Annotated in this window: 20 protein-coding genes and 1 tRNA gene; 6 read left to right on the forward strand and 15 right to left on the reverse strand. The window is 42.7% G+C overall.

The annotated features are described in order from the left end of the window. Positions 1 to 44 precede the first annotated feature (44 nt). Together H6G77_RS09535 and H6G77_RS09540 are read right to left on the reverse strand one after the other, a co-directional pair. Positions 45 to 908 (reverse strand): CPBP family intramembrane glutamic endopeptidase, encoded by an 864-nt coding sequence (locus H6G77_RS09535; protein WP_313954487.1) that lies wholly within the window; start codon positions 906 to 908, stop codon positions 45 to 47. A 170-nt stretch (positions 909 to 1,078) separates the two neighbouring features. Then, positions 1,079 to 1,510: an AbrB family transcriptional regulator gene (locus tag H6G77_RS09540; RefSeq protein ID WP_190591175.1), complete on the reverse strand. Its 432-nt coding sequence runs from the start codon at positions 1,508 to 1,510 to the stop codon at positions 1,079 to 1,081. A gap of 1,422 nt (positions 1,511 to 2,932) precedes the next feature. On the opposite strand from H6G77_RS09540, the gene H6G77_RS09545 reads away from it, so the two are divergent. Next, positions 2,933 to 3,946 (forward strand): succinate dehydrogenase/fumarate reductase iron-sulfur subunit, encoded by a 1,014-nt coding sequence (locus H6G77_RS09545; RefSeq protein ID WP_190871452.1) that lies wholly within the window; start codon positions 2,933 to 2,935, stop codon positions 3,944 to 3,946. A gap of 149 nt (positions 3,947 to 4,095) precedes the next feature. Here H6G77_RS09545 and H6G77_RS09550 read toward each other — a convergent pair whose 3' ends face one another. From H6G77_RS09550 to H6G77_RS09570, 5 genes are all read right to left on the reverse strand, one after another. Beyond that, on the reverse strand, positions 4,096 to 4,623 hold the full coding sequence (locus H6G77_RS09550; RefSeq protein ID WP_190591173.1) for a PD40 domain-containing protein: 528 nt from the start codon (positions 4,621 to 4,623) through the stop codon (positions 4,096 to 4,098). A 241-nt stretch (positions 4,624 to 4,864) separates the two neighbouring features. Next, on the reverse strand, positions 4,865 to 5,428 hold the full coding sequence (locus H6G77_RS09555) for a PD40 domain-containing protein (RefSeq protein WP_190672058.1): 564 nt from the start codon (positions 5,426 to 5,428) through the stop codon (positions 4,865 to 4,867). A 51-nt stretch (positions 5,429 to 5,479) separates the two neighbouring features. Then, a complete protein-coding gene (locus tag H6G77_RS09560) occupies positions 5,480 to 6,397 on the reverse strand; it encodes a Ycf66 family protein (protein WP_190591169.1) in 918 nt (305 codons plus the stop codon). A gap of 409 nt (positions 6,398 to 6,806) precedes the next feature. Next, the gene (psbX, locus tag H6G77_RS09565) at positions 6,807 to 6,926 is read right to left on the reverse strand and encodes a photosystem II reaction center X protein (RefSeq protein ID WP_015112477.1); all 120 of its coding nucleotides are present in this window, start codon (positions 6,924 to 6,926) and stop codon (positions 6,807 to 6,809) included. Between the two features lie 287 nt (positions 6,927 to 7,213). Continuing rightward, on the reverse strand, positions 7,214 to 7,363 hold the full coding sequence (locus tag H6G77_RS09570; RefSeq protein WP_190871428.1) for a hypothetical protein: 150 nt from the start codon (positions 7,361 to 7,363) through the stop codon (positions 7,214 to 7,216). Between the two features lie 87 nt (positions 7,364 to 7,450). Between H6G77_RS09570 and H6G77_RS09575 the strand changes: the two genes are divergently transcribed. Continuing rightward, positions 7,451 to 7,744, forward strand: a complete 294-nt coding sequence (locus H6G77_RS09575) for a YggT family protein (RefSeq protein ID WP_062298001.1) — start codon at positions 7,451 to 7,453, stop codon at positions 7,742 to 7,744. Here the strand turns inward: H6G77_RS09575 and H6G77_RS35450 are convergent. The 4 genes from H6G77_RS35450 to H6G77_RS09590 form a co-directional block, all read right to left on the reverse strand. After that, positions 7,741 to 7,914, reverse strand: coding sequence for a hypothetical protein (locus H6G77_RS35450; RefSeq protein ID WP_206758051.1), 174 nt, complete (start codon positions 7,912 to 7,914; stop codon positions 7,741 to 7,743). The two genes, H6G77_RS09575 and H6G77_RS35450, sit on opposite strands and share 4 nt — an antisense overlap. Before the next feature lie 33 nt (positions 7,915 to 7,947). Further along, positions 7,948 to 8,223 carry a BrnA antitoxin family protein gene (locus tag H6G77_RS09580; protein WP_190591165.1) on the reverse strand — a complete coding sequence of 92 codons (276 nt, stop codon included), beginning with the start codon at positions 8,221 to 8,223 and terminating at the stop codon, positions 7,948 to 7,950. Continuing rightward, positions 8,186 to 8,461 carry a BrnT family toxin gene (locus H6G77_RS09585; RefSeq protein WP_190871429.1) on the reverse strand — a complete coding sequence of 92 codons (276 nt, stop codon included), beginning with the start codon at positions 8,459 to 8,461 and terminating at the stop codon, positions 8,186 to 8,188. Before H6G77_RS09585 ends, H6G77_RS09580 begins: the two co-directional genes overlap by 38 nt. 166 nt (positions 8,462 to 8,627) lie before the next feature. Continuing rightward, positions 8,628 to 9,866, reverse strand: a complete 1,239-nt coding sequence (locus tag H6G77_RS09590; RefSeq protein WP_190871430.1) for a hypothetical protein — start codon at positions 9,864 to 9,866, stop codon at positions 8,628 to 8,630. Between the two features lie 91 nt (positions 9,867 to 9,957). On the opposite strand from H6G77_RS09590, the gene H6G77_RS09595 reads away from it, so the two are divergent. After that, positions 9,958 to 10,116: a tyrosine-type recombinase/integrase gene (locus tag H6G77_RS09595; protein WP_190871453.1), complete on the forward strand. Its 159-nt coding sequence runs from the start codon at positions 9,958 to 9,960 to the stop codon at positions 10,114 to 10,116. A 141-nt stretch (positions 10,117 to 10,257) separates the two neighbouring features. Here H6G77_RS09595 and accC read toward each other — a convergent pair whose 3' ends face one another. Continuing rightward, positions 10,258 to 11,601 (reverse strand): acetyl-CoA carboxylase biotin carboxylase subunit, encoded by a 1,344-nt coding sequence (gene accC, locus H6G77_RS09600; RefSeq protein WP_190672038.1) that lies wholly within the window; start codon positions 11,599 to 11,601, stop codon positions 10,258 to 10,260. A 432-nt stretch (positions 11,602 to 12,033) separates the two neighbouring features. Here accC and H6G77_RS09605 point away from each other — a divergent pair. From H6G77_RS09605 to H6G77_RS09615, 3 genes are all read left to right on the forward strand, one after another. After that, positions 12,034 to 12,114 (forward strand) — tRNA-Leu (locus H6G77_RS09605). A gap of 183 nt (positions 12,115 to 12,297) precedes the next feature. Continuing rightward, positions 12,298 to 12,927, forward strand: a complete 630-nt coding sequence (locus H6G77_RS09610) for a chorismate lyase (RefSeq protein ID WP_190591155.1) — start codon at positions 12,298 to 12,300, stop codon at positions 12,925 to 12,927. Between the two features lie 730 nt (positions 12,928 to 13,657). Further along, entirely contained in the window at positions 13,658 to 15,400 is a 1,743-nt protein-coding gene (locus H6G77_RS09615) for a DUF3352 domain-containing protein (protein WP_190871431.1), read from the forward strand. Between the two features lie 92 nt (positions 15,401 to 15,492). On the opposite strand, the gene H6G77_RS09620 is transcribed toward H6G77_RS09615, so the two are convergent. The 3 genes from H6G77_RS09620 to infB form a co-directional block, all read right to left on the reverse strand. Next, positions 15,493 to 15,690, reverse strand: a complete 198-nt coding sequence (locus H6G77_RS09620; protein WP_190591151.1) for a hypothetical protein — start codon at positions 15,688 to 15,690, stop codon at positions 15,493 to 15,495. 113 nt (positions 15,691 to 15,803) lie between these two features. Further along, complete coding sequence (locus H6G77_RS09625) at positions 15,804 to 16,433, reverse strand: low-complexity tail membrane protein (RefSeq protein ID WP_190871432.1); 630 nt, start codon at positions 16,431 to 16,433, stop codon at positions 15,804 to 15,806. 121 nt (positions 16,434 to 16,554) lie between these two features. Beyond that, positions 16,555 to 19,665, reverse strand: a complete 3,111-nt coding sequence (gene infB / locus H6G77_RS09630; protein ID WP_190591148.1) for a translation initiation factor IF-2 — start codon at positions 19,663 to 19,665, stop codon at positions 16,555 to 16,557. Positions 19,666 to 19,669: the final 4 nt, after the last annotated feature.

Genomic DNA, 19,669 nt, shown 5'->3' on the forward strand with positions numbered 1-19,669 from the left:
AAATCAGACTAACATAAATAGTTGAGCGATAGCGTTTGCCAAATCTACAGACTACCTAAATAGAGTATTAGGCTAGTTCCCAGAACGCAGAAAACCCCAGCTAATCCAGCCAGAGGTTTTTTATATTTACCAGTCCACCATTCGGGTACTTTACCTGTGTAAGTGATGAGTTGGGCTGTATCTATAGTAGCGATCGCCAACACCAAAGCTGTATGTAATCCCCAAGCTATACCCAAACTGCCTTTATCTGCTATTCTCGCCATCACTAACATCATTCCCATCAGCCACAGTCCCGGTACTTGTGGTAGCGTTTCTTGCTGTTCCCAAACTAAGTGCAAGATAGCAAATATGCAGCTAGAAATTGTTGCTGCTATCCATATTGGATAATTTCTTTCTAATTCCGTGAACAAAAACCCACGAAAAACTAATTCTTCTACCCCACCTACCAATAACGCGACTAATAAAATTGGTAGCAAGATAGATGGTAATAACTTAATATTCGCCTGGGCAAATTCACACCAACCAAGCCCCAATTCTACAGCAAACATCATAGCGAGGCTGAATAATCCCAAGCCAAAACCTATCCCAATACCACCCACCAGGGAAAGATTTACTCCTAAGCCATACTCAGCAAAAGACCTACCAAACAACCAAATTACTCCCCAAAGTACCAGGGGAGCTAATAAGTAAAGTGTCACAATTAATGGTAACTTCTGCTCTGATTGTAAAGGCTTTGTTGGTTGCCAACCCATAACAATAGCAGATATTACTGCCAATGGCAGCCAACATACTACCCAACTTATAAAAAATGCCATCAAGACAACGGCTACTGGTGCATTTTCTCTCAATGACAGTAAGGTGTTGCCTGATGGCTGAAAAAAATTTGCTAAAACAAATAAACAAAACACGATAGACTTCTTAGGTTGTGGTCAAGACTCTAGTAAAATTTGTGGCTTGAGCAATATGTCTCATCGTATCGTTTTATTAGTACAGAATTCTTAAACAGAGTTATTTGCTCTCGTGGTAGGGATATATTTTCTCAAAATTTCTCGAAAACTTCTCCCTACAACCCAAGAATTTACTCTTCTTCGTCTAAGTCCTCATCTACCTCATCTATATCCTCTGGGGAGATTTTTTTATCACTTTCACCCAGTTGAATCAGGTGAATATGTTTGTAACCCAGTCTAATTTCAAATTCATCTCCTGGTTTTAAACCCATTGCCTTGGTGTATGTTGCACCAATGACAATTTGACCATTTTGATGAACGCTAACCCGATATGTCGGTTCGCGGCCACGGCCATCTTTAGGTGCTTCTGGACTTAGGGGAATTCCTCTAGCCGATAGTAAAGCGTCATAAAAATCAGTGAGATTGACGCGCACCTGGTTATTCTTAGTAACAGTGTAATAGCCACACTGCTTTGCTCTTTCTCTTCTAGGTAAATTAGAAAGTTCTTTTACTTTAGCAAGCAGTGCTTTTCCAGTTAATGGTGCAGTTGCAGTTTCTGTCATTACGCTCAAATTATCCTTACTCTCTCCAAACTGATAAACTATGTAGTCTGACGGCAGTATTTAACTCTTGAGCCTCCGTCAAAAGATGCTCAAAATTTTAAGGGAAGGGTTAAATTGCTACTGATAGAGGAGCAACAAGCGCCTATATTATGTTTGCCTGCAACAGATTTAAGTTAGCTTTGTCACAGACATTTATTTTGGTGATTTTAGGACACTGTTAACCATGATTCGCCATTGAAAACGCAATAATTTTCTCTTTTGGCGCTACTGTAGCGGTGTAACTTTAAGCCACCTTTACAAATAAGGTTGTTTCTACTCCAAATAAGTAGTAGACCCAAGAAATTGCAGGTTTTCCACTTTCAGTACTTGCCTTTATTGCCCTTGAGTTGTAGGTTTTAACCGTTCTTCCTCTTAAGCTTAAGACAGCATAGTATTTGAATATGCTCTCCTAGACATACAACTTTTGCCTCAGATGTAGAGACACAAAATTTTCTGTCTCTAGGTTACGAAAAAACAAAGTAGTGATCATCGCGCTTATACGACGATTGAGACTAGTTTTGTTACTTCGTAATTTTATATTAAATACTAGCATGGACTAATAATAGCAAAATAATTGTTTATGTTTGAATTTAATTTACAGACGAACTTTTATTTCAATCATTTAACTTAACGAGGTAACAAGCAGTCAGGATTTTCATCCGGGTTTATTAGCTACCATGCGTATTGCAGCAGCACTTTTATAAAAATTCATCTAAATTTAGATCGGTAGTTTTGAGCAAGTGCCATTCTTTGATATTCGAGATAGAGAAGAGACAAAAATACAAAGCGGTTTAATCTGCGGGTTTATCCTCACAAGACAAACCACCTCTCAAGCATTTTGAGTGTCTGTCTATGGGAAGAATAAATATTCTGCACATCTGTCAAGTGCTTAATGACCGCCATCAGATGTTTATTATCAGCTTTCACACTTCCATATCAGCCAAAATTCACCTTTGGGAATTAGTTTCCTAATTTCTCCAATCAGTAGATTTTAGCTAGAAGCCTGATGGATATAAAGATGTATTAAGCAGATGAAGTGTAGGAAATGGGAATATTATCGTTATGTAGATAATTAACTTGAGTTGGTCTCCCGAAAAACTCTTTTATTTATAACTCCGAAACAGGGAAGGTGAACAATCAGCTGCGATCGCCTGTTTGGTACTAAAGCTCAGAGCTTAACATAAATCTCGGACATGGTGCTAATACAACTAAAATTTTAATGGTTATCCTGGAACTATAATCAGTAGCTCTTGGCTCATCAGCCTTTTAACACTCGGTTTTGAATTAAGAGCAACAAGAGTATAACTCAATTTTCGCACCTACTAGCCTTGAGTTATGATTTTTCAAGCTGGTAAAGCAATTTTAAGACTTTGGTTGGTGGCAATGGAAGTTATTTTTAAGGTTATTCGACAGCAACAAAATTCTCTACCTGTGGTGCAAACTTACCCACTAGAGGTAGACCCTGGTAATACAATCCTTGACTGTCTAAATCGCATTAAATGGGAGCAAGACGGTACATTAGCATTTCGCAAAAATTGCCGCAATACTATATGTGGTAGTTGTGCGATGCGAATTAATGGGCGTTCGGCTTTAGCTTGTAAAGAAAATGTCGGGAGTGAAATAGCTAGATTACAGCAAATACAATCTTTGACCAATACAGAAAATCCCAATTTAGAAATCACAGTTGCACCCCTGGGTAATATGCCTGTGATTAAAGATTTAGTGGTAGATATGAGCAGTTTTTGGGATAATTTGGAAGCTGTCGCTCCTTATGTTAGTACAGCAGCCAGACAAATTCCAGAACGGGAATTTTTACAAACACCCCAAGAGCGATCGCTTTTAGATCAAACTGGTAACTGTATTATGTGTGGTGCTTGTTATTCTGAATGCAACGCCCGCGAAGTAAATCCCGATTTTGTCGGCCCCCATGCTTTAGCTAAAGCCTATCGAATGGTTGCAGATTCTCGTGATAGTAATACAGAAAATCGCTTAGAAAATTACAACGAAGGTACTAAAGGAGTGTGGGGTTGCACTCGTTGTTTATATTGCGATTCCGTTTGTCCAATGGAAGTCGCCCCCCTCGAACAAATTACCAAAATTAAACAAGAAATTCTCTCTTATAAACAAACAGCTGATACCCGTTCCCTACGTCACCGCAAAGTTTTAGTGGAATTAGTCAAAGAAGGCGGCTGGATTGATGAACGCCAATTTGGTTTGCAAGTTGTGGGTAATTATTTTCGGGACTTGAGAGGATTATTAAGTCTCGCACCCCTGGGATTAAGAATGATTGCCAAAGGTAAATTCCCCTTGTCTTTTGAACCATCTGCCGGGACAAAACAAGTGCGATCGCTCATTGAATCAGTACAGAAAATTAAGGGAGTAGGGAATGGGGAGTAGGGAGTGTGGGGAGTGTGGGGAGTGTGGGGAGTGTGGGGAGTGTGGGGGGAAATTTTTCTTCACCATCCTCCCACACTTCCTACCCCTCATACCCCTAAACCCTATATCTAAAACCTTATTCCCCACTCCCAACTCCCAACTCCCTATTTTTATCGAGGATCTTGGGGTATATCCAATGGTCGCCCAAAACGGTCATAAACTAAAATATCCCACTGCCCGTTATTACTCGACTCAAAGGCAATGCGACTCCCATCCGCACTAATAGTTGGGTGACGAACTTCCGCTTGCAAATTATTAGTCAAATTGCGAGATTGACGGGTTTCGCGGTCATATAAAAAAATCGCCGACCTCCCCTGACGACTAGCCGCAAACACAACATAACGGCCATCTTGGGAAACACTGGGGTGAGAGGCGATCGTATCTAAAGCATTTAAACCTGGTAAATCAATTAAATTGCGCGTCAGGGTATCAAACATATAAACATCTTGACTACCCCGGCGATCGCTAATAAAAACAATATATCTCCCAGAAGTTTGCGGACTTAACTCCGAAGCCAAACTATTCATACTCTGCCCCCCCGGATCAAACGGATAACTCACCAACCGGGGATAGCCAAAACAACCAGTTAGTAAACTACAACAAGCAAATATAGGGATAAAAATACTACTTTTTGTCATTAGTCAATAGTCATTTGTCCTTTGTTAATTTCCCCTCATCTCCCTAGCTTGAAAGTCACCGAAGTTTGCTCAACGGGGGGAACCCCCGCACGCAACTTCTCGCTGAGTGCTGAGTTGAAAGTGCTGAGTAAACACAATAGTCGCTATTTCATGCTTGGCTTGGGAAATAAGTTTCATCGTGACTCTTTCCCCTGTCTCCCTTGTCCCCCTTGTCTCCCTTGTCCCCCTTGTCCCTCTCTCCTCAATTCGTCGGCCCATCCACCGTCGCCCCATTAGGAATATCTAATTCAATATTCGGGCCACGGTCTAAAACTTCAATATCCCATTGACCACGGCTGGCTGTTTCAAACACAACATAACGTCCATCAGGACTAATCCCAGGATTTCGCACCCAGCCACGATAAACAGGTGTGAGAACTTGTGACTGTTGTATGGCGCGATCGTAAAGGGCTACCACTGGTCTACCTTGGTCGCTCGTTAAATAAACAACATAACGCCCTGTATAGCTCAAGCTAGGGCTTTCACTAATTGTTTCTGGTCGATTTAAACCCGGAGTTCTCACAAATGTTTGTTGTTGCAAATCATATATGAGTAATTGGTGACTACCATTACGATTTGAAACAAACGCCAAGAACCGACCGTTACCACTTAACGTCGGTTGTTCTTCTGTATAACGGCTGTTTAACGAAGTCGGCCCCAAGGGAATCTCACTGGCACCACAAGATACAAGTAAGCTGCTTAAGCCAAAAATCAGGCTCCAATGAATCGGTCTTTGGAGCCACACAATAGGCGTAAATTTTTTCACCTCTACTGTTATTTTTTACATCGCCTCTAGCTTACATCCATCCCACCAGTTTTAGACATCATCAAAATTAGTTGAATTATCTGATTCATCATCAGACTGGTCTATTGGCTTGTATGGAACGTAATCTGCTGGAATAACATCATCATCTGCACTTTCGCGGCGCGAAGTTGTCTCAGCAGGCGGACGACGTTTTCTGGGTCTAGTCGGAACATTATCTTCCCGGCTTTCAGGACGCTGATTACCGTTACTTCCACGACGCGCAGGTTTTCTTCCTTCATCACTGGGACTTTCCCAATCATCTACCTGTTTTGCGGAAGCAGAACCCCAACTTTCTTCATCGTCATATCTCTCAGTCGAACGGCTATTGGAACGAGTAGAAGTCCGGCGACGATTTTTATCAGTCGTGTCTGTCCGTTCATTGCTGGGGCGACGATTTGAGCGACGGGGTGGTTGCTCCTCATTGTAGTCATCACGAGATGAACGAGTATCTCTGCTGGGTCGAATTCTAGGACGTACTGGAGGTTCTTCTTCCTCATAAGGTAGTGGTTCGTAATCGTCTTCTACCTCAGCTTCATAGTCTTTGCGCGACCTCCTATTATATGAATAGTTATCGCTGACTTCCCGTTCTTTATCCACAATTGGAGTGTTGCGCTTGGCTTGCTGGGTAGCGATGCTACGTAGGCGAATACTTTCCACAGCAAAAAACACCGTTGTTCCCACCAACAGCAATTGACCGAATTGTAAAATCGGGTCTAACCGCCATCCTTGGAAAATCAAAATAAAGCCGCAGAGTAAACCTACAGCCGCAAAAAAGATATCTTGATCTCGTGAAAGTTCTGGGCGTACAGTCCGCATAAAATACAGTGCTGCCCCAGCCACAGCCAGGAAAATTCCTAGAATACTGGCTGAGTTCGTTCCTACATTGACCTGAGCCAGAACACTGGCTGAGTTCAGCCCAAAATTTAGCATTGTTCTTTATCCCAATATCACAATCTATGTTAGCGAGTCAAAATTAAAATCACTACTTTAATTAATCACAATATAATTGAGCTTCACGGCTTTTGGCTCAGAAGGTCTGAAGCTTTTTAATCATTGCCAGCCAAAAAATTGATATCTGTCAGCTAAGTATACCCTGTCCTCACAAGGAAGATTGCTAATGTGAATGCAATTAGGTAATTAGCTGACAGAATACTGGTCTTAGACAGGACTTACGCACAAAGATTGTCTATGAAGATTGGGTGTAAGGGTGTAAGGGTGTGGCGTAAGGGTTTTAGATATATACACCCCTATACCCTGTATCCTTGCACCCTCGCCAAAACCCTTGATTTTTCGTTTTTATGCGTAAGTCCTATTAGAGTCTAATTGACTCGACAAAAGATTAAGAACGTTGGATTTTATCTTTTTGGCTAATGAAAATTAGCCCAACAGTAGCAGGGATAACAACGATCGCAGTACCCCAAGCCAGACTCCAAAGAAAATTTGCTAAAGATGGTGTCATTGTTCTCAACCTTTTTTTACACACTTCATCATAATTCTAATAGTGTAGTACTCCCTTGAGAAGCCTTTTGGTATAAGCTTTAAAACCAGAAAATTCAGGCTAGGGGCTAGGGATGAATATTTATCGCTCAGTATTTCCTGCAACTAGACACAAATTATTTTCACAAAAATCTCTAGAAATCTTAATATTTAGCCAAAGTGATGCTTTTATGTTGATTGTGACCAATGTTAGCGGCATGGAAAAAGTCGCCAGATTTATCTGTGGAGTCATACAAATTCACTCAAGTACTAGTACAAATCACCACTTCCTCTGCGCCTCTGCTCCCGGTTGCCGAGCGCAGTCGAGGCGCTGCTTCTTGTAGCTTGCCGATGTGTATTATTTTTCAAGTGAAATGGTATTAATCCCAAATCTAAAATTGCTTGACTGGCATTTGCCATAAAATATATCTATAAGCTTTACAAACCTTCAAACTTTCTGATTTACTTCTCGGAATTTTCTTCGTTCAAAAACAGTAGCGCAAACAGATGACTGGTGTTAACTTGACCGTTTGGACTCTCGGCCCCCTGTTGGGACTGATGACATTTCTCTTTATTTTCCGCATTGTTCTGACTTGGTATCCCCAAGCCGACTTAAATAAGTTGCCCTTCAATCTCATAGCTTGGCCGACTGAGCCATTTTTAGTACCTTTACGTAAGCTAGTACCACCAATAGGCGGGGTGGACATTACCCCAATTATTTGGGTAGGGATTTTCAGCTTGCTGCGGGAAATTCTCTTAGGTCAGCAAGGATTAATCACGATGATGTCTCATGTCAGCTAGGGAATAGGGCAGGATGCGATCGCACTTCCGGCACCAACTTTATCATGTTTGGAGCGATCGCTCTCTGTATGAAGATCAGAAACGTTAAGGAAGCACGCATCGTTACTAACAAATAGCCGACAGTTGCCTATCCACCAGCAGGTTAGTTGCCTAACATTATGCCGCTTCAATCTTCTTTCTAATATGCAATGTCAACCTGCCTGTTATTGATGTGCCTCCATATACGCTCGTAGCAATTGATTGATCTGTGTCTGATAGCCTCGCCCTTGAGACTTAAACCACTCCAATACATCGCTGTCAATGCGGAGTGTAACTTGAGCTTTGGTTTTTGTGGTAGGTAAACCTCGTCGCACTACTGCCTTAGCAAACATTTCTGGTGTAATTTCTGGGCAGTCTGAGAAATCAATATCCTCATCACTCATTGCGTCTAATCGTTGCCAATCAGTTTGAGAGTTGCTCGAAGTAGGTTCGTTGTTCATATTTCGTCGCTTTTCTTGCAGAAATAATACGAGTGCAATCCTCACGTTCTGTATGGACAATGGCAATCACTCGCCCTTGCAACAAACCGAATGTGACAAAACGCTGCTCTCCATAACTGTAACGATCGTCCTCAACCGTTAAGATATCGCCGTCAAATACGGCTGGAACATCAACAAAATCGATGCCGTGTTTACGAAGATTAGCAAGACGTTTTGCTTCATCCCATTCATATTCCATAACTGAACGACAGCTACAATATGCAATTGTAGTTACAAATTGTCGTTACAGCCACTACTCCAAGTAATTCTGATTTTGATTGACTTGTGGGGCAATCAACAACTTCAAAGTTCCGGTGCATTGAGGTTGTTAGCTCGCGCTGTTTTACAGTTGAGAAACACATCACTTAGGAGGACATTCTCTGATGCTGAAATATAGATGGGTATAGTTTGTCTACAAAAGCTACTACTCCTGAGTAAGGTAAAATTTTTTCTAAGAGGAAAGTATCAAAAGCTCCTAAGCCTAAACCTGCAAATGCTCCTACACCAGGAACAAAACCAGCGAGTGTAGATATTACTAACCTTGACGTTTTACCAGTATCGCCCTGTGCAAAAACTCCTAATTTTGAACGAATATCATTAAGTTGCTCAACAATTTCAGAATCACTAACAATATCAATTTTCCTAAGCCATTCTCGAAATAATTTGAGTTCTTGGCTTTTACGTACCTCAAGTAGCTTTTCTATATTTACTGGTTGCTCGGAATCAGAAACAATACTAGGACAATTTTTGAGTTGAAGGACACGGCTTAAGTTTACCTCAAGTTTACCAGGATGAAGTGATTGAAAAAGAAACTCTAATCTGTCGCCAAAAAGAGGAGTCTCATCTTCTAGAAATCCTGATACTGCACTATGTACATTCATTTCAGCTATTCGCTGATTTAAACCAGCTATACCAAGAACTGCTTTTTCTACAACTTTATGAACTTCTACTTCATCTAAAGAAAAGACTTCACTCAAATTAGTTTCTACCTCAAAAATTTGATCATCAATCTGATGAAGTCTAATTAAAAAATCGTTAGGTTTTACCTTAAGACCTTTTTCTTTCTCTAAAGCAATTACCGTAGCTAACTCAATTCCTCTATTACTAGCAAGATCACTGTTCACCTGCTTTAAAAGTTGTGAGTCAAAGTCTTGCAAATAATTATTATCAAAAGCCTCTACAACTGCCAGCTTAAGCTTTTTAATTTGGTTATGGCTTAAATTTGCCATACCAACATTTCTAAGATTGTCACTAATCCATTTTCTTCGATCTGCTGCAAAGCCATACGAAACACTGTAAGTGCCAAGAGGTAAAGCTTTTCCACCAGGAACAAGAAAATCAGTTTGACCGATTTGGGCTGTAACACGAGCTTCACAGGAGATTCGTAAAGCGCCAGATGATAGCAATGCCAACGCACCCTCAAATCCGAAGGCTTTAACCAAATATGGTATTTCTCTTAAGTTTGGAGAATACAGAATAAAGACATCGAACAAAAGTAACTTATTGATTAAAGATTGCAAATCAAAAAAATTACTTCCGCCCTCTGAATACGGCTTTGAGCATAAACCAAAGAGATTATTATAAATATCCATTGAAGGCATCATTACTCACCGATAATATTGAAACCTTCCTACTACCTGTTTCAATCATAGCTTTTTAGAAAATTAAGCTGTCTACATACAGCCTGGGTAAGCCATCTCATCGCTCACCTTTAGGAACTACTATTTATTACAAAATGGCTATGAAATCCGCATAGTGCAGGAACTACTCGGACACAAAGATGTGAAAACTACAATGATTTATATCTATCTGCTTAACCCTGGTGGTAAAGCTGTCTGTCTTCCCCTTGATTAACCAGGATTTTGTATTTAACGGGACTTACGATTAATCTAAACCAACCTGAGTGCGTGAACAGGAAAGGGACAGGTAGTCAACTGAAAATAAGATATTTCTCAGCCTTTTACCCTTTCCCTTTACCTTCTACTTCCTAATTCCCTAAAGTTTCATTTCTTGAATGAAGTTGGTGTAAACATTGCCTTGTAAAAACTGTGGGTTTTCCATAATTCTTTGATGAAAACCAATAGTTGTTGGTAGTCCCGTAATAGCACATTCCCGCAGGGCGCGTTTCATTCTAGTAATAGCAGTGGCACGGTCTGGCCCCCAAACAATCAACTTACCAATCAGAGAATCGTAGTAGGGGGGAATTTGGTAATCGGTGTAAACGTGGGAATCAATTCGCACACCAGGGCCACCAGGGGGAAGATAACCGCTAATGCGACCTGGGGCGGGACGGAAATCGTGGTCTGGGTCTTCGGCGTTGATGCGGCATTCTATGGCGTGTCCCCGCAAAATCACTTGGTCTTGAGTTAGCCTGAGTCTTTCGCCCTGAGCCACCCGAATTTGTTCGACTACTAAGTCCACACCAGTAATCATCTCGGTGACAGGATGCTCTACTTGAATGCGGGTGTTCATTTCCATAAAGTAGAAACTACCCGACCGATCTAAGAGAAATTCAATCGTACCAGCCCCGGTAAAGTTAATAAACTGGGCAGCTTTGACCGCAGCTTGTCCCATTTTCTCGCGCAGGTCAGGGTCAAGGGCTGGACTAGGGGCTTCTTCTAATAATTTTTGGTTACGGCGTTGAATAGAACAATCCCGTTCACCCAAGTGAATCACATTGCCATAGTTATCTGCCAAAATTTGAAATTCAATATGGCGGGGACGTTCAATAAATTTTTCGATATAAACGCCAGAATTACCAAAGGCTGCGCCAGCTTCACCTTGAGCAGCTAAAAACAGTTTGACAAATTCTTCTTCCGAACGGACTAAACGCATCCCTCGTCCACCGCCGCCAGCCGTGGCTTTAATCATCACGGGATAGCCAATTTCCTTCGCCAGTGCTAATCCTTCTTGTTCTGACTCGACTAAGCCATCGCTCCCCGGTACTGTTGGCACTCCAGCTTTTTGCATGGTTTCTTTGGCTGTGGATTTATCTCCCATCAACCGAATTGCTTCTGGAGTCGGGCCAATAAACGCAATATGATGATCTGCACAAATTTCGGCAAATTTGGCATTTTCTGACAAAAAACCATAGCCAGGATGAATGGCAGTGGCATTCCGGGTCAAGGCGGCAGCAATGATGTTGGGAATATTTAAATAACTTTTACTGCTGGCAGGCTCACCAATACAAACGGCTTCATCAGCCAACTGTACATGGAGCGCATTCCGATCAACAGTGGAGTGAACCGCAACAGTCGCTATTCCCATTTCTTCACAGGCGCGGAGAATACGAAGGGCGATTTCTCCCCGATTAGCAATTAGTATTTTGTCAAACTTCATTTTCGAGTTTCGATATTAGTACCAGTAGATTGACATTTTCTCTTATCTGATTTGCAACAAAGCTTTGACTTGGTTACAAATAAAGATGAGAGTTTTTTCAGCAGCATCCTGAGCAGTATATATACGCCCTTCGCAGTTTCACAAAGGTCAGGACTGCCAGGGAGTCTCTACGGGTCTTAACCAGATTAACAGCTTCACATCTGCTTGTCTGTGCCAGTTTCCCGAACGAGGCTGTGGTGAGTGCGGAACATCTTAAAGTAGCTATACCCTTTTAATATCACTTGTGGCGCTATTACATTTCTGTTAGTCTGATATCCACCTTCGGGAAAGTTGTGAACATGTTCACTTAAATTTTTGGTAAATTTTGCAAAATTAGATATTACCTTACTATAATCACTTTTTTGTGCTATATTAGTTCTTCAGTGAACTCTCGCGGATGTGGCGGAATTGGTATACGCGCACGCTTGAGGTGCGTGTGGCTTTGCCTTGCGAGTTCGAGTCTCGCCATCCGCATTTTTGATGAAAAGGGAACAGAGAAGACTTCGACAACCTTCCTGTTCCTGCCCCGCAAGGGCTGGGTCAATGGTTATGAGTGAATGGTCAATAGTTAAGCAATGCCTAACTACTGATTATCAGCTTTGAACTATTGACTTTTTTTGTGCTTTTATAGAGATAGATGAACTTTTGTAAATAAAATTGACTGCTATTTTTACTCTGACGAACAATCCTGCGCTGCCAACAGCTTGGCACCGTCTAACTCCGATTTGGCAAGGGGACGAAGAAGTTATCCAAAAGAGTTTACCCCACACACAGTTGGCTCCTGCTTGGCAACTGCTGTTGTTGGGTGATGGTTCTCCGACTCGGCATTTAGAATTGCTGACAGGTGAACCGACAGAAGTCGATGTGATTGATATGTCCTTGATTGGTACAGATTTAGATGATGCGCCTGATTTGATTCAAGCTGTGCCAGGGCCAAGACTGCGCCGTCAGGTGTGGTTACGTACTGCGTCAGGACAGAGATTGGCTTATGCGACATCTTGGTGGGAAGCCAGCCATGTAGATGAGTATTTACAAAATCGTTCATTGCCAATTTGGGCGAGTTTGGCGCGTCTCCGTACAGAGTTATATCGGGATGTGCGCGGTATTTATTATGGCAACTCGGCAGCGTTGGAGTCTGGTTTTGATGTGCCTGGGCCGTTTTGGGGTCGTCACTACTTGTTTTGGCATCATGGACAACCGCTAACTTTAATTTATGAGGTGTTTTCGCCGTATTTAACCAAGTATTTGGGGCCGATGCAATTGAGTGGGACGAATGGCAAAGTGTAGAATGCAGTGGCGATCGCTACATTCAAATCCAACTCTGATTCGGTAAAAAAATTACCGGAACTAAGAAAAGTTAAATTTATCTAAAAATTATTTCTAGATGGCGGATTCATTTACCGCGTTCTAGCTAATATTAAGTGTCAAAATATCGCTAAATCGCCGAAATTTGAGTTTTGCTAATTTTGGTAAAAATAGTTGTCAGTAATTATAATTTCAAAAATTAGTGCCTCACAGCTATAGCAGTCCTAGTTGATATGTGAACAACAAAGACAAGGGAGACAGATGTTAATGAATCATTTAGGATTGCTATATATTTTTGAGCTTTAAATATAAAAGAACTCAGATGTATCAGTAGTAAAAATTACAAATTACTGGAGACTTGCAGCTTTTTGAAGTTAGTTATATCCTCATAATGCTGAGAATAAACTTGGAAACTTATATTGATTCGTAGTATGAATGCGTAAATTATGACAAAGTTCTCTAATTAAGCTTGATTAACACAGCAAACTTTTAGAGAAAAGTTGCCTGCGAAATAGAGTAAAGCATGTTAAAAAGATTAACTAACAACAAAATCACTACTTTTAAAGGAAAAATAGCTCAAGTTGATTACCGAAGTATCAGAAAAATTTTAGGGTAGAGACAATTGTTGAAAAACAGCCCAAAAGTAAGAAAAAAGCTTAAGTTTACTTGGTCAAACAAGTAAAAAGTTCGCAAGTATGAGGTATTGGTTTCAATGGCGCTGCCTATTGTGTCTGTTCCCGTGAAGAAAAAACAGAAACCGTCTTTGGCACTGACGCTCTCGGCTACTGGTTTATTAATTATTGGTGGCGGAGTAGCCTATAGATTGTTCAGCCAAGGGCATTTTTCTGGAAATTTATTAGTAGGTGCAAATATTATCCCGAATGATGCACTGTTTGCTGCTTCTGTGACTACAGATCCCAAACAATGGCAGAAATTGCAGGAATTCGGCACAAAAGAATCGCAAGCACAACTTAATCAAACTTTAATGCAGTTGCGCGATCGCTTTCTGACGAATAATGGTTTTAATTTTGAGCAAGATATTCAACCTTGGGTAGACAAAGAAGTTACCTTGGCGATTTTAGCTCCCGAAACAAATCAGTCTAAGCCTGTAGCTACCGATAGCCTTACACCTGACAGCCAGCAGTCAATGGTGATGGTTTTACCTGTGAAAAATTCAGACTTAGCGCAAAAAATTTTGGCACAACCCAAAGCCTTAAAAACCGGGAAATGGATTGACCGCACCTATCAGGGAGTCCCCATCAAACAAAGCGAAGGGGAATTTGGGACAAACCTTTCTGCCACATTACTCGATAAACGCTTCCTGGTGATTACCGATAACCCGAAAGCCACGGAACGGGCAATTGATGCCTACAAACATCAAACATCCTTGGCAACAGTTGGCAGTTTCGCTGAGAATTTCCCCAAAATCTCTGAGTCTAATTCTTTTGCCCAATTTTACATCAACGTCCCAAATGCTGCCAAAATTGCCACTAAAGCTCCCAATCGACGTTTACCAGCCCAAGTTTTGGCACAATTGCAAAATAACCAAGGTTTAGCGGGGGCGATTAGTTTAGAGTCAGATGGCATACGCTTAAAGGGCGTTTCGTGGCTGAATCCTCAAAGCCAGCGTCTACTGTCGGTGGATAACTCAGCAGGTAATATGCAGCAGCGAATGCCAGCAGAAACCTTGATGATGTTATCTGGTAGTAATTTACAACGGCTGTGGGGTGACTATATTCTCACATCCCAAGGAAATCCGCTTTCACCCGTATCTCCAGAACAATTACGTAGCGGGGTGAAATCGCTGACGAGTCTTGATTTAGAACGAGATTTACTCAGTTGGATGAAAGGTGAGTTTGCTGTCTCGCTGATTCCCAACGTTCAAAACAACGGCGCACCAGGAGATTTTAGGGCTGGATTGGTATTCATGGTTAAAGCCAGCGATCGCAAATTAGCTGAAGCATCTCTCCAAAAGCTAGATGACATCATTAAAACTCAATACCAATTCCAAATTCAACCAGGAACAGTTGCAGGTCAACCTGTTGTTAACTGGATTGGGCCTTTCGGCACTTTAACAGCCAGCCACGGCTGGTTAGATCAAGATACTGCGTTCATGGTATTAGGCGCTCCCGTTACCGATAAAATTGTGCCTAAACCCACTAGCACATTAGCCAGCAATCTTGCATATCAACAAACTGTGCCGACAGAGTTGAATCCCACAAATAGTGCATTTTTTATAGATGTCGAACGCATGGTAAATAACTTTACCCTCAATACCCTATTTCCCAAACAAAGAACTTTTTTAGAAGCGACTCGTTCCATTGGCGCAACAACCTCAGTGAGTGACAGCCGCAGTACCCGCTATGATATATTTCTCTCTCTGAAAAAATCGACCAATGCAGCCACTGTACCTAATTCAGAGAATCATCCCAACATCAGTAGTTCCAAACCTTAAATTCAACATAAATATATAGATTAAGGGAAGCATGATGATCATGCTTCCCTTAAAGTATTGCTTGTAAATAAACAAGCTAGAATAAATTGATTTTAGTAAGCTAAAGTTTCTAAAGTTTCTCTTAAATACTTTTGTACTTGTTGTTCCAGGCGCAAACCTTGTAATTGGGTATTACGTTCTAGTTGCCAACGTTGGAAACCGGAACTAGCCGCGATCGCACATTTAAGGCTATACCAAATTTCGGTATCTGCGGGATATTGGAGATTACTAGCAGCAGAAGTTGGAGTCATAGTCCCTGATTCCTCAACTTTTAAAGTTATGGCAGTTTTCATTGTGAGCAAATACGAATCAGTCTGAATGAGACAGCGTATACTCTGCGAAGAAATTGATTAGGTTCTGATTTTTAGGGCTGCTGCGAGTTTCTATTGCTCCCGATGAAGGATTGAAACAACCTGGGTAAAATTTGATTAACTTGCACCCCTAAAATAGTGAAATCATGCTTGATATTTTCTAAAGATAACGGTTCGATGGCAGCAAATTCTGTGTCATTAGTCACTAAAATCCGTGCCACACTCACGGGAACTTGTAAAAATAAATTACTTGCTAAAAAAGCTACAGCAGCTAAAAGTAAGCCTAAGCTATGCCATTGCGGCAAAAAGCTGACTAAATGTTGCATTTGGGGTACAACTTTGTAAAGCTGCCACAAGATGACCGTTAATATTATGGCGGACACCAGAGACAACACCCGGTTTAATTTAGTATTAATTAAACAAAGTATCTTGCGCTGTTGTTCTGTTAAATTTTCGGGTTTGAGAGCGATCCCTAAAAGAGAATATATATAAAATGGGCGGCGTAGCTGCATCCACAATAGTGGAGTAACGCCAACAGTGGCGACTAACAATATTTCTCCCCACACCGGGAAGAGTGGTTCACCGATCGCCAAGGACAATAAGCACAAAACCAAGAAAAATGGCAGTGTCGCTAATCCAGCAATGTGAATCCACAATATAGGGTCAGAGCGAAACGAAGACATACTGTAAGTGCTGAGTTTAAAGTGCTGAGTGCTGAGTTGGAAGTTTTGCGTGTGGAACCTAGCTTATTTTCAGTTCGACACACTTCAACTTTCACTGAAACTCAGCACTTAGTGTTAACCACTATCTTGTCAATGTGAGGGTACGACGTTTTGTCACCATCTGGTAGGCTTCAATAATGTCGCCTTCTACCCAGTCATGGAATTTATCGACGTTAATACCGCATTCATAACCGGCATTGACTTCCCGAACATCGTCTTTGATCCGTTTGAGAGAATCAAGGACTCCTTCGTAGACGACTTTACCGCCACGACGCACACGCAGTTTGCAGTTACGTACCAGCTTGCCAGACTGCACATAACAGCCAGCAACGGCTCCTTTACCCACTGGGAAGACAGCACGGACTTCGCACTGACCAAGGGCTTCTTCCACCAACTCTGGTTCCAACAGACCTTCCAAGGCTCCTTGGATATCTTCGAGGAGTTTATAGATGATGTTATACTCCCGGACATCCACACCAGCCTCATCAGCAGCTTGTCTTGCGCCACTGGCGTAGGTGGTGTTAAAGCCAATGATGACTGCGTTACTAGCAGCAGCTAAGTCAATGTCTGTTTGGGTGATTTCCCCAGCCGATGCTAACAGCATCCGAATCTGCACTTCGTTTTGGGGGATTTGCTTCAGCGAACCAATAATCGCTTCGACAGAACCTTGCACGTCGCCTTTGAGGATTAAGTTGAGTTCCTTCAACTCGCCTTCTTGAGCTTGTGCCGATAGGGTAGTTAGGGTGACACGTCCCTGCAACAGTCGTGATAGACGTTGTTTGTCGGCGCGATCGCCTGCAATACTCCGGGCTTCTTTTTCATTCTCGAAGACCTCGAAGTCATCCCCTGCGGCAGGTACATCACTTAACCCCAACACCTCAACCGCAAAGGAAGGTGTGGCTGCTTCGACTCTCCGTCCACGGTCATCGACCATTGCCCGGACTTTACCAAAGGCTGAACCTGCCACGAGCATATCTCCGACGTGGAGACTACCGTTTTGAATCAACAAGGTAGCAACTGCACCCTTGGCTTTATCCAGGTGGGCTTCAATCACAGTACCTTTAGCTAGGCGATCGGGGTTGGCTGAGAGTTCTTCAACTTCTGCCACCAACAAAATCATTTCCAGGAGTGTATCGAGGTTTTCACCCTTAATCGCACTGACTGGCACCATGATGGTTTCGCCGCCCCATTCTTCTGGGGTTAAGCCATATTGTGTCAATTCTTGTTTCACCCGGTCTGGTTGTGCGCCTTCTTTATCAATTTTGTTGATAGCGACTACAATTGGCACTTCGGCGGCTTGGGCGTGGCTGATGGCTTCAATTGTTTGGGGACGCACACCATCATCGGCTGCTACTACCAAAATGGCGATATCTGTCACCCTCGCGCCTCTAGCCCGCATTGCGGTGAAGGCTTCGTGACCCGGAGTATCCAAGAAGACAATCTGATGCAGCTTGTTGTCATGTTCGATGTCCACATGGTATGCACCGATGTGTTGGGTAATACCCCCAGCTTCTCCAGCCGCGACTTTGGTTTTGCGAATCGAGTCGAGTAGGGTGGTTTTACCGTGGTCTACGTGACCCATAATGGTGACAACTGGCGGACGACGAATCAGATATTCTAAATCTGCTACGTCGATCATTTCTGTGACTTTCCGCGCTTCTGCTTCTGGTTCGGCGGTTTCGACTTCTACTTCTAACTCTTTACCTACTAAGGTGATGGTTGGGATATCCAAATTTTGGGTGATACTCACCGCCATACCTTTGAGGAACAGGATTTTCACAATCTCTGTATCTGCAACTACCAATTCGTTGGCGAGTTCCTGCACAGTCATCGGGCCTGTGACCACGATTTTGGCTGGGCGATCGCGTTTTGGCTCTGCTTCTTGACGACGGTTCTGTTCACCGCGATTTGAGGTAGTTCTCTTGCCCCTAACAGTTGGGGTAGCCACGGATGTGGGTGCTGTTTGGGCTGGTCGCGCTGCTTTTGGTTTTGGCGGACGAGCGATCGAAAGAGTTGCCTGGATGGTAGCCGGGATGTCTAGACCTTCTTCTAGCAAATCATCATCTTCAAAGTCATCTTCCAGAATTGGTTTGACCCGCTTGCCTTTGGGGGCACCTTTGCCGGATTTCTCTTTAACTTCGTCGATGATTTCTTCTTCTTGCCATTTTTTACCACCTTTGGCTAAACGAGGTGGTGTGGGTCGTTTTAAGTCTAAGAGTTCTGGAACGACGGCATCATCATCCACTGAGACTTTGCCTGTGGCTGCACCTGTAGGTCTGCTAGGCGGAGTTGCCAAGGGTACAGTCGCCGCCGATTCTGATTGACGCACTGGCCTTTGGGGACGTGGTACATCTCCTGAACCGGGAGCCGAGTTCCGATTTGTTCGCGGTTCGGCTTTGACAGGCCCTGAGTTTTGGCGACTTTGCTTGGGTGCTGGGGATGAGTCTGAGTGAGACTGAGATGGTTTGCCAGCCTTAGTTGGTTTATTGTTGCTAGTTTGGTCGCGATCGCGCTTCAGTATCGGTTTTTCTGCCGTACTTGACCCACCAACTGCGGGTTTTTCCGCTTCTGGTCTTGCAGGTGGCGCAGATAATTGCGGTTTTTGCGGTTTTTCTGGCCTGGACTTATGCGAAGGCGCTCTTTCTGGCTTTTCTGCTGCTGTGTTTTCTGCTAAGGGCGTATTTGCTTTTTGGGGTGCATCTGTAACAGCAGGTGCCTGTGAGTTCTCAGATTGATTCCGGGGTACAGGTCTGGTTGGTGCCGTCGGCTTCATGGATGAGACTGGTGTAGCGAAGGGCCGTGGAGGTGCTGGAGAATTGACTTCAGAAGAAGCTGATTGATTCTGATTAGCTACTGATGCCTCTGGGGCATTGGTGTTAGGATTTCTCAATATTTTGGGTTTACGAATTTCCAAAATTTGTTGTTTGTGTGGTGGTGGTGCAGGTCGGCTATGAGAGCCAGGTTGATGTGAATTTGGTTTTGGGGGGTGTGTTCCTATTTCTCTTTTAGGTGTTCCATTCGTTACTGCCAATTTTTCGGCAGCCGTCCGGATTCGTTCTGCCTCTGATTCTGAAATTGTGCTGCTATGGCTTTTGACCGCAATATTGAGCTGGTCGCAAATTGCTAATAGCTCTTTGTTATCCAAATTCAATTCCTTTGATAATTCATAAATTCTAACTTTGCCGTTGTTCATCCAC

Origin of the sequence: Aulosira sp. FACHB-615 (assembly GCF_014698045.1) — a bacterium.
Lineage (GTDB): Bacteria > Cyanobacteriota > Cyanobacteriia > Cyanobacteriales > Nostocaceae > Nostoc_B.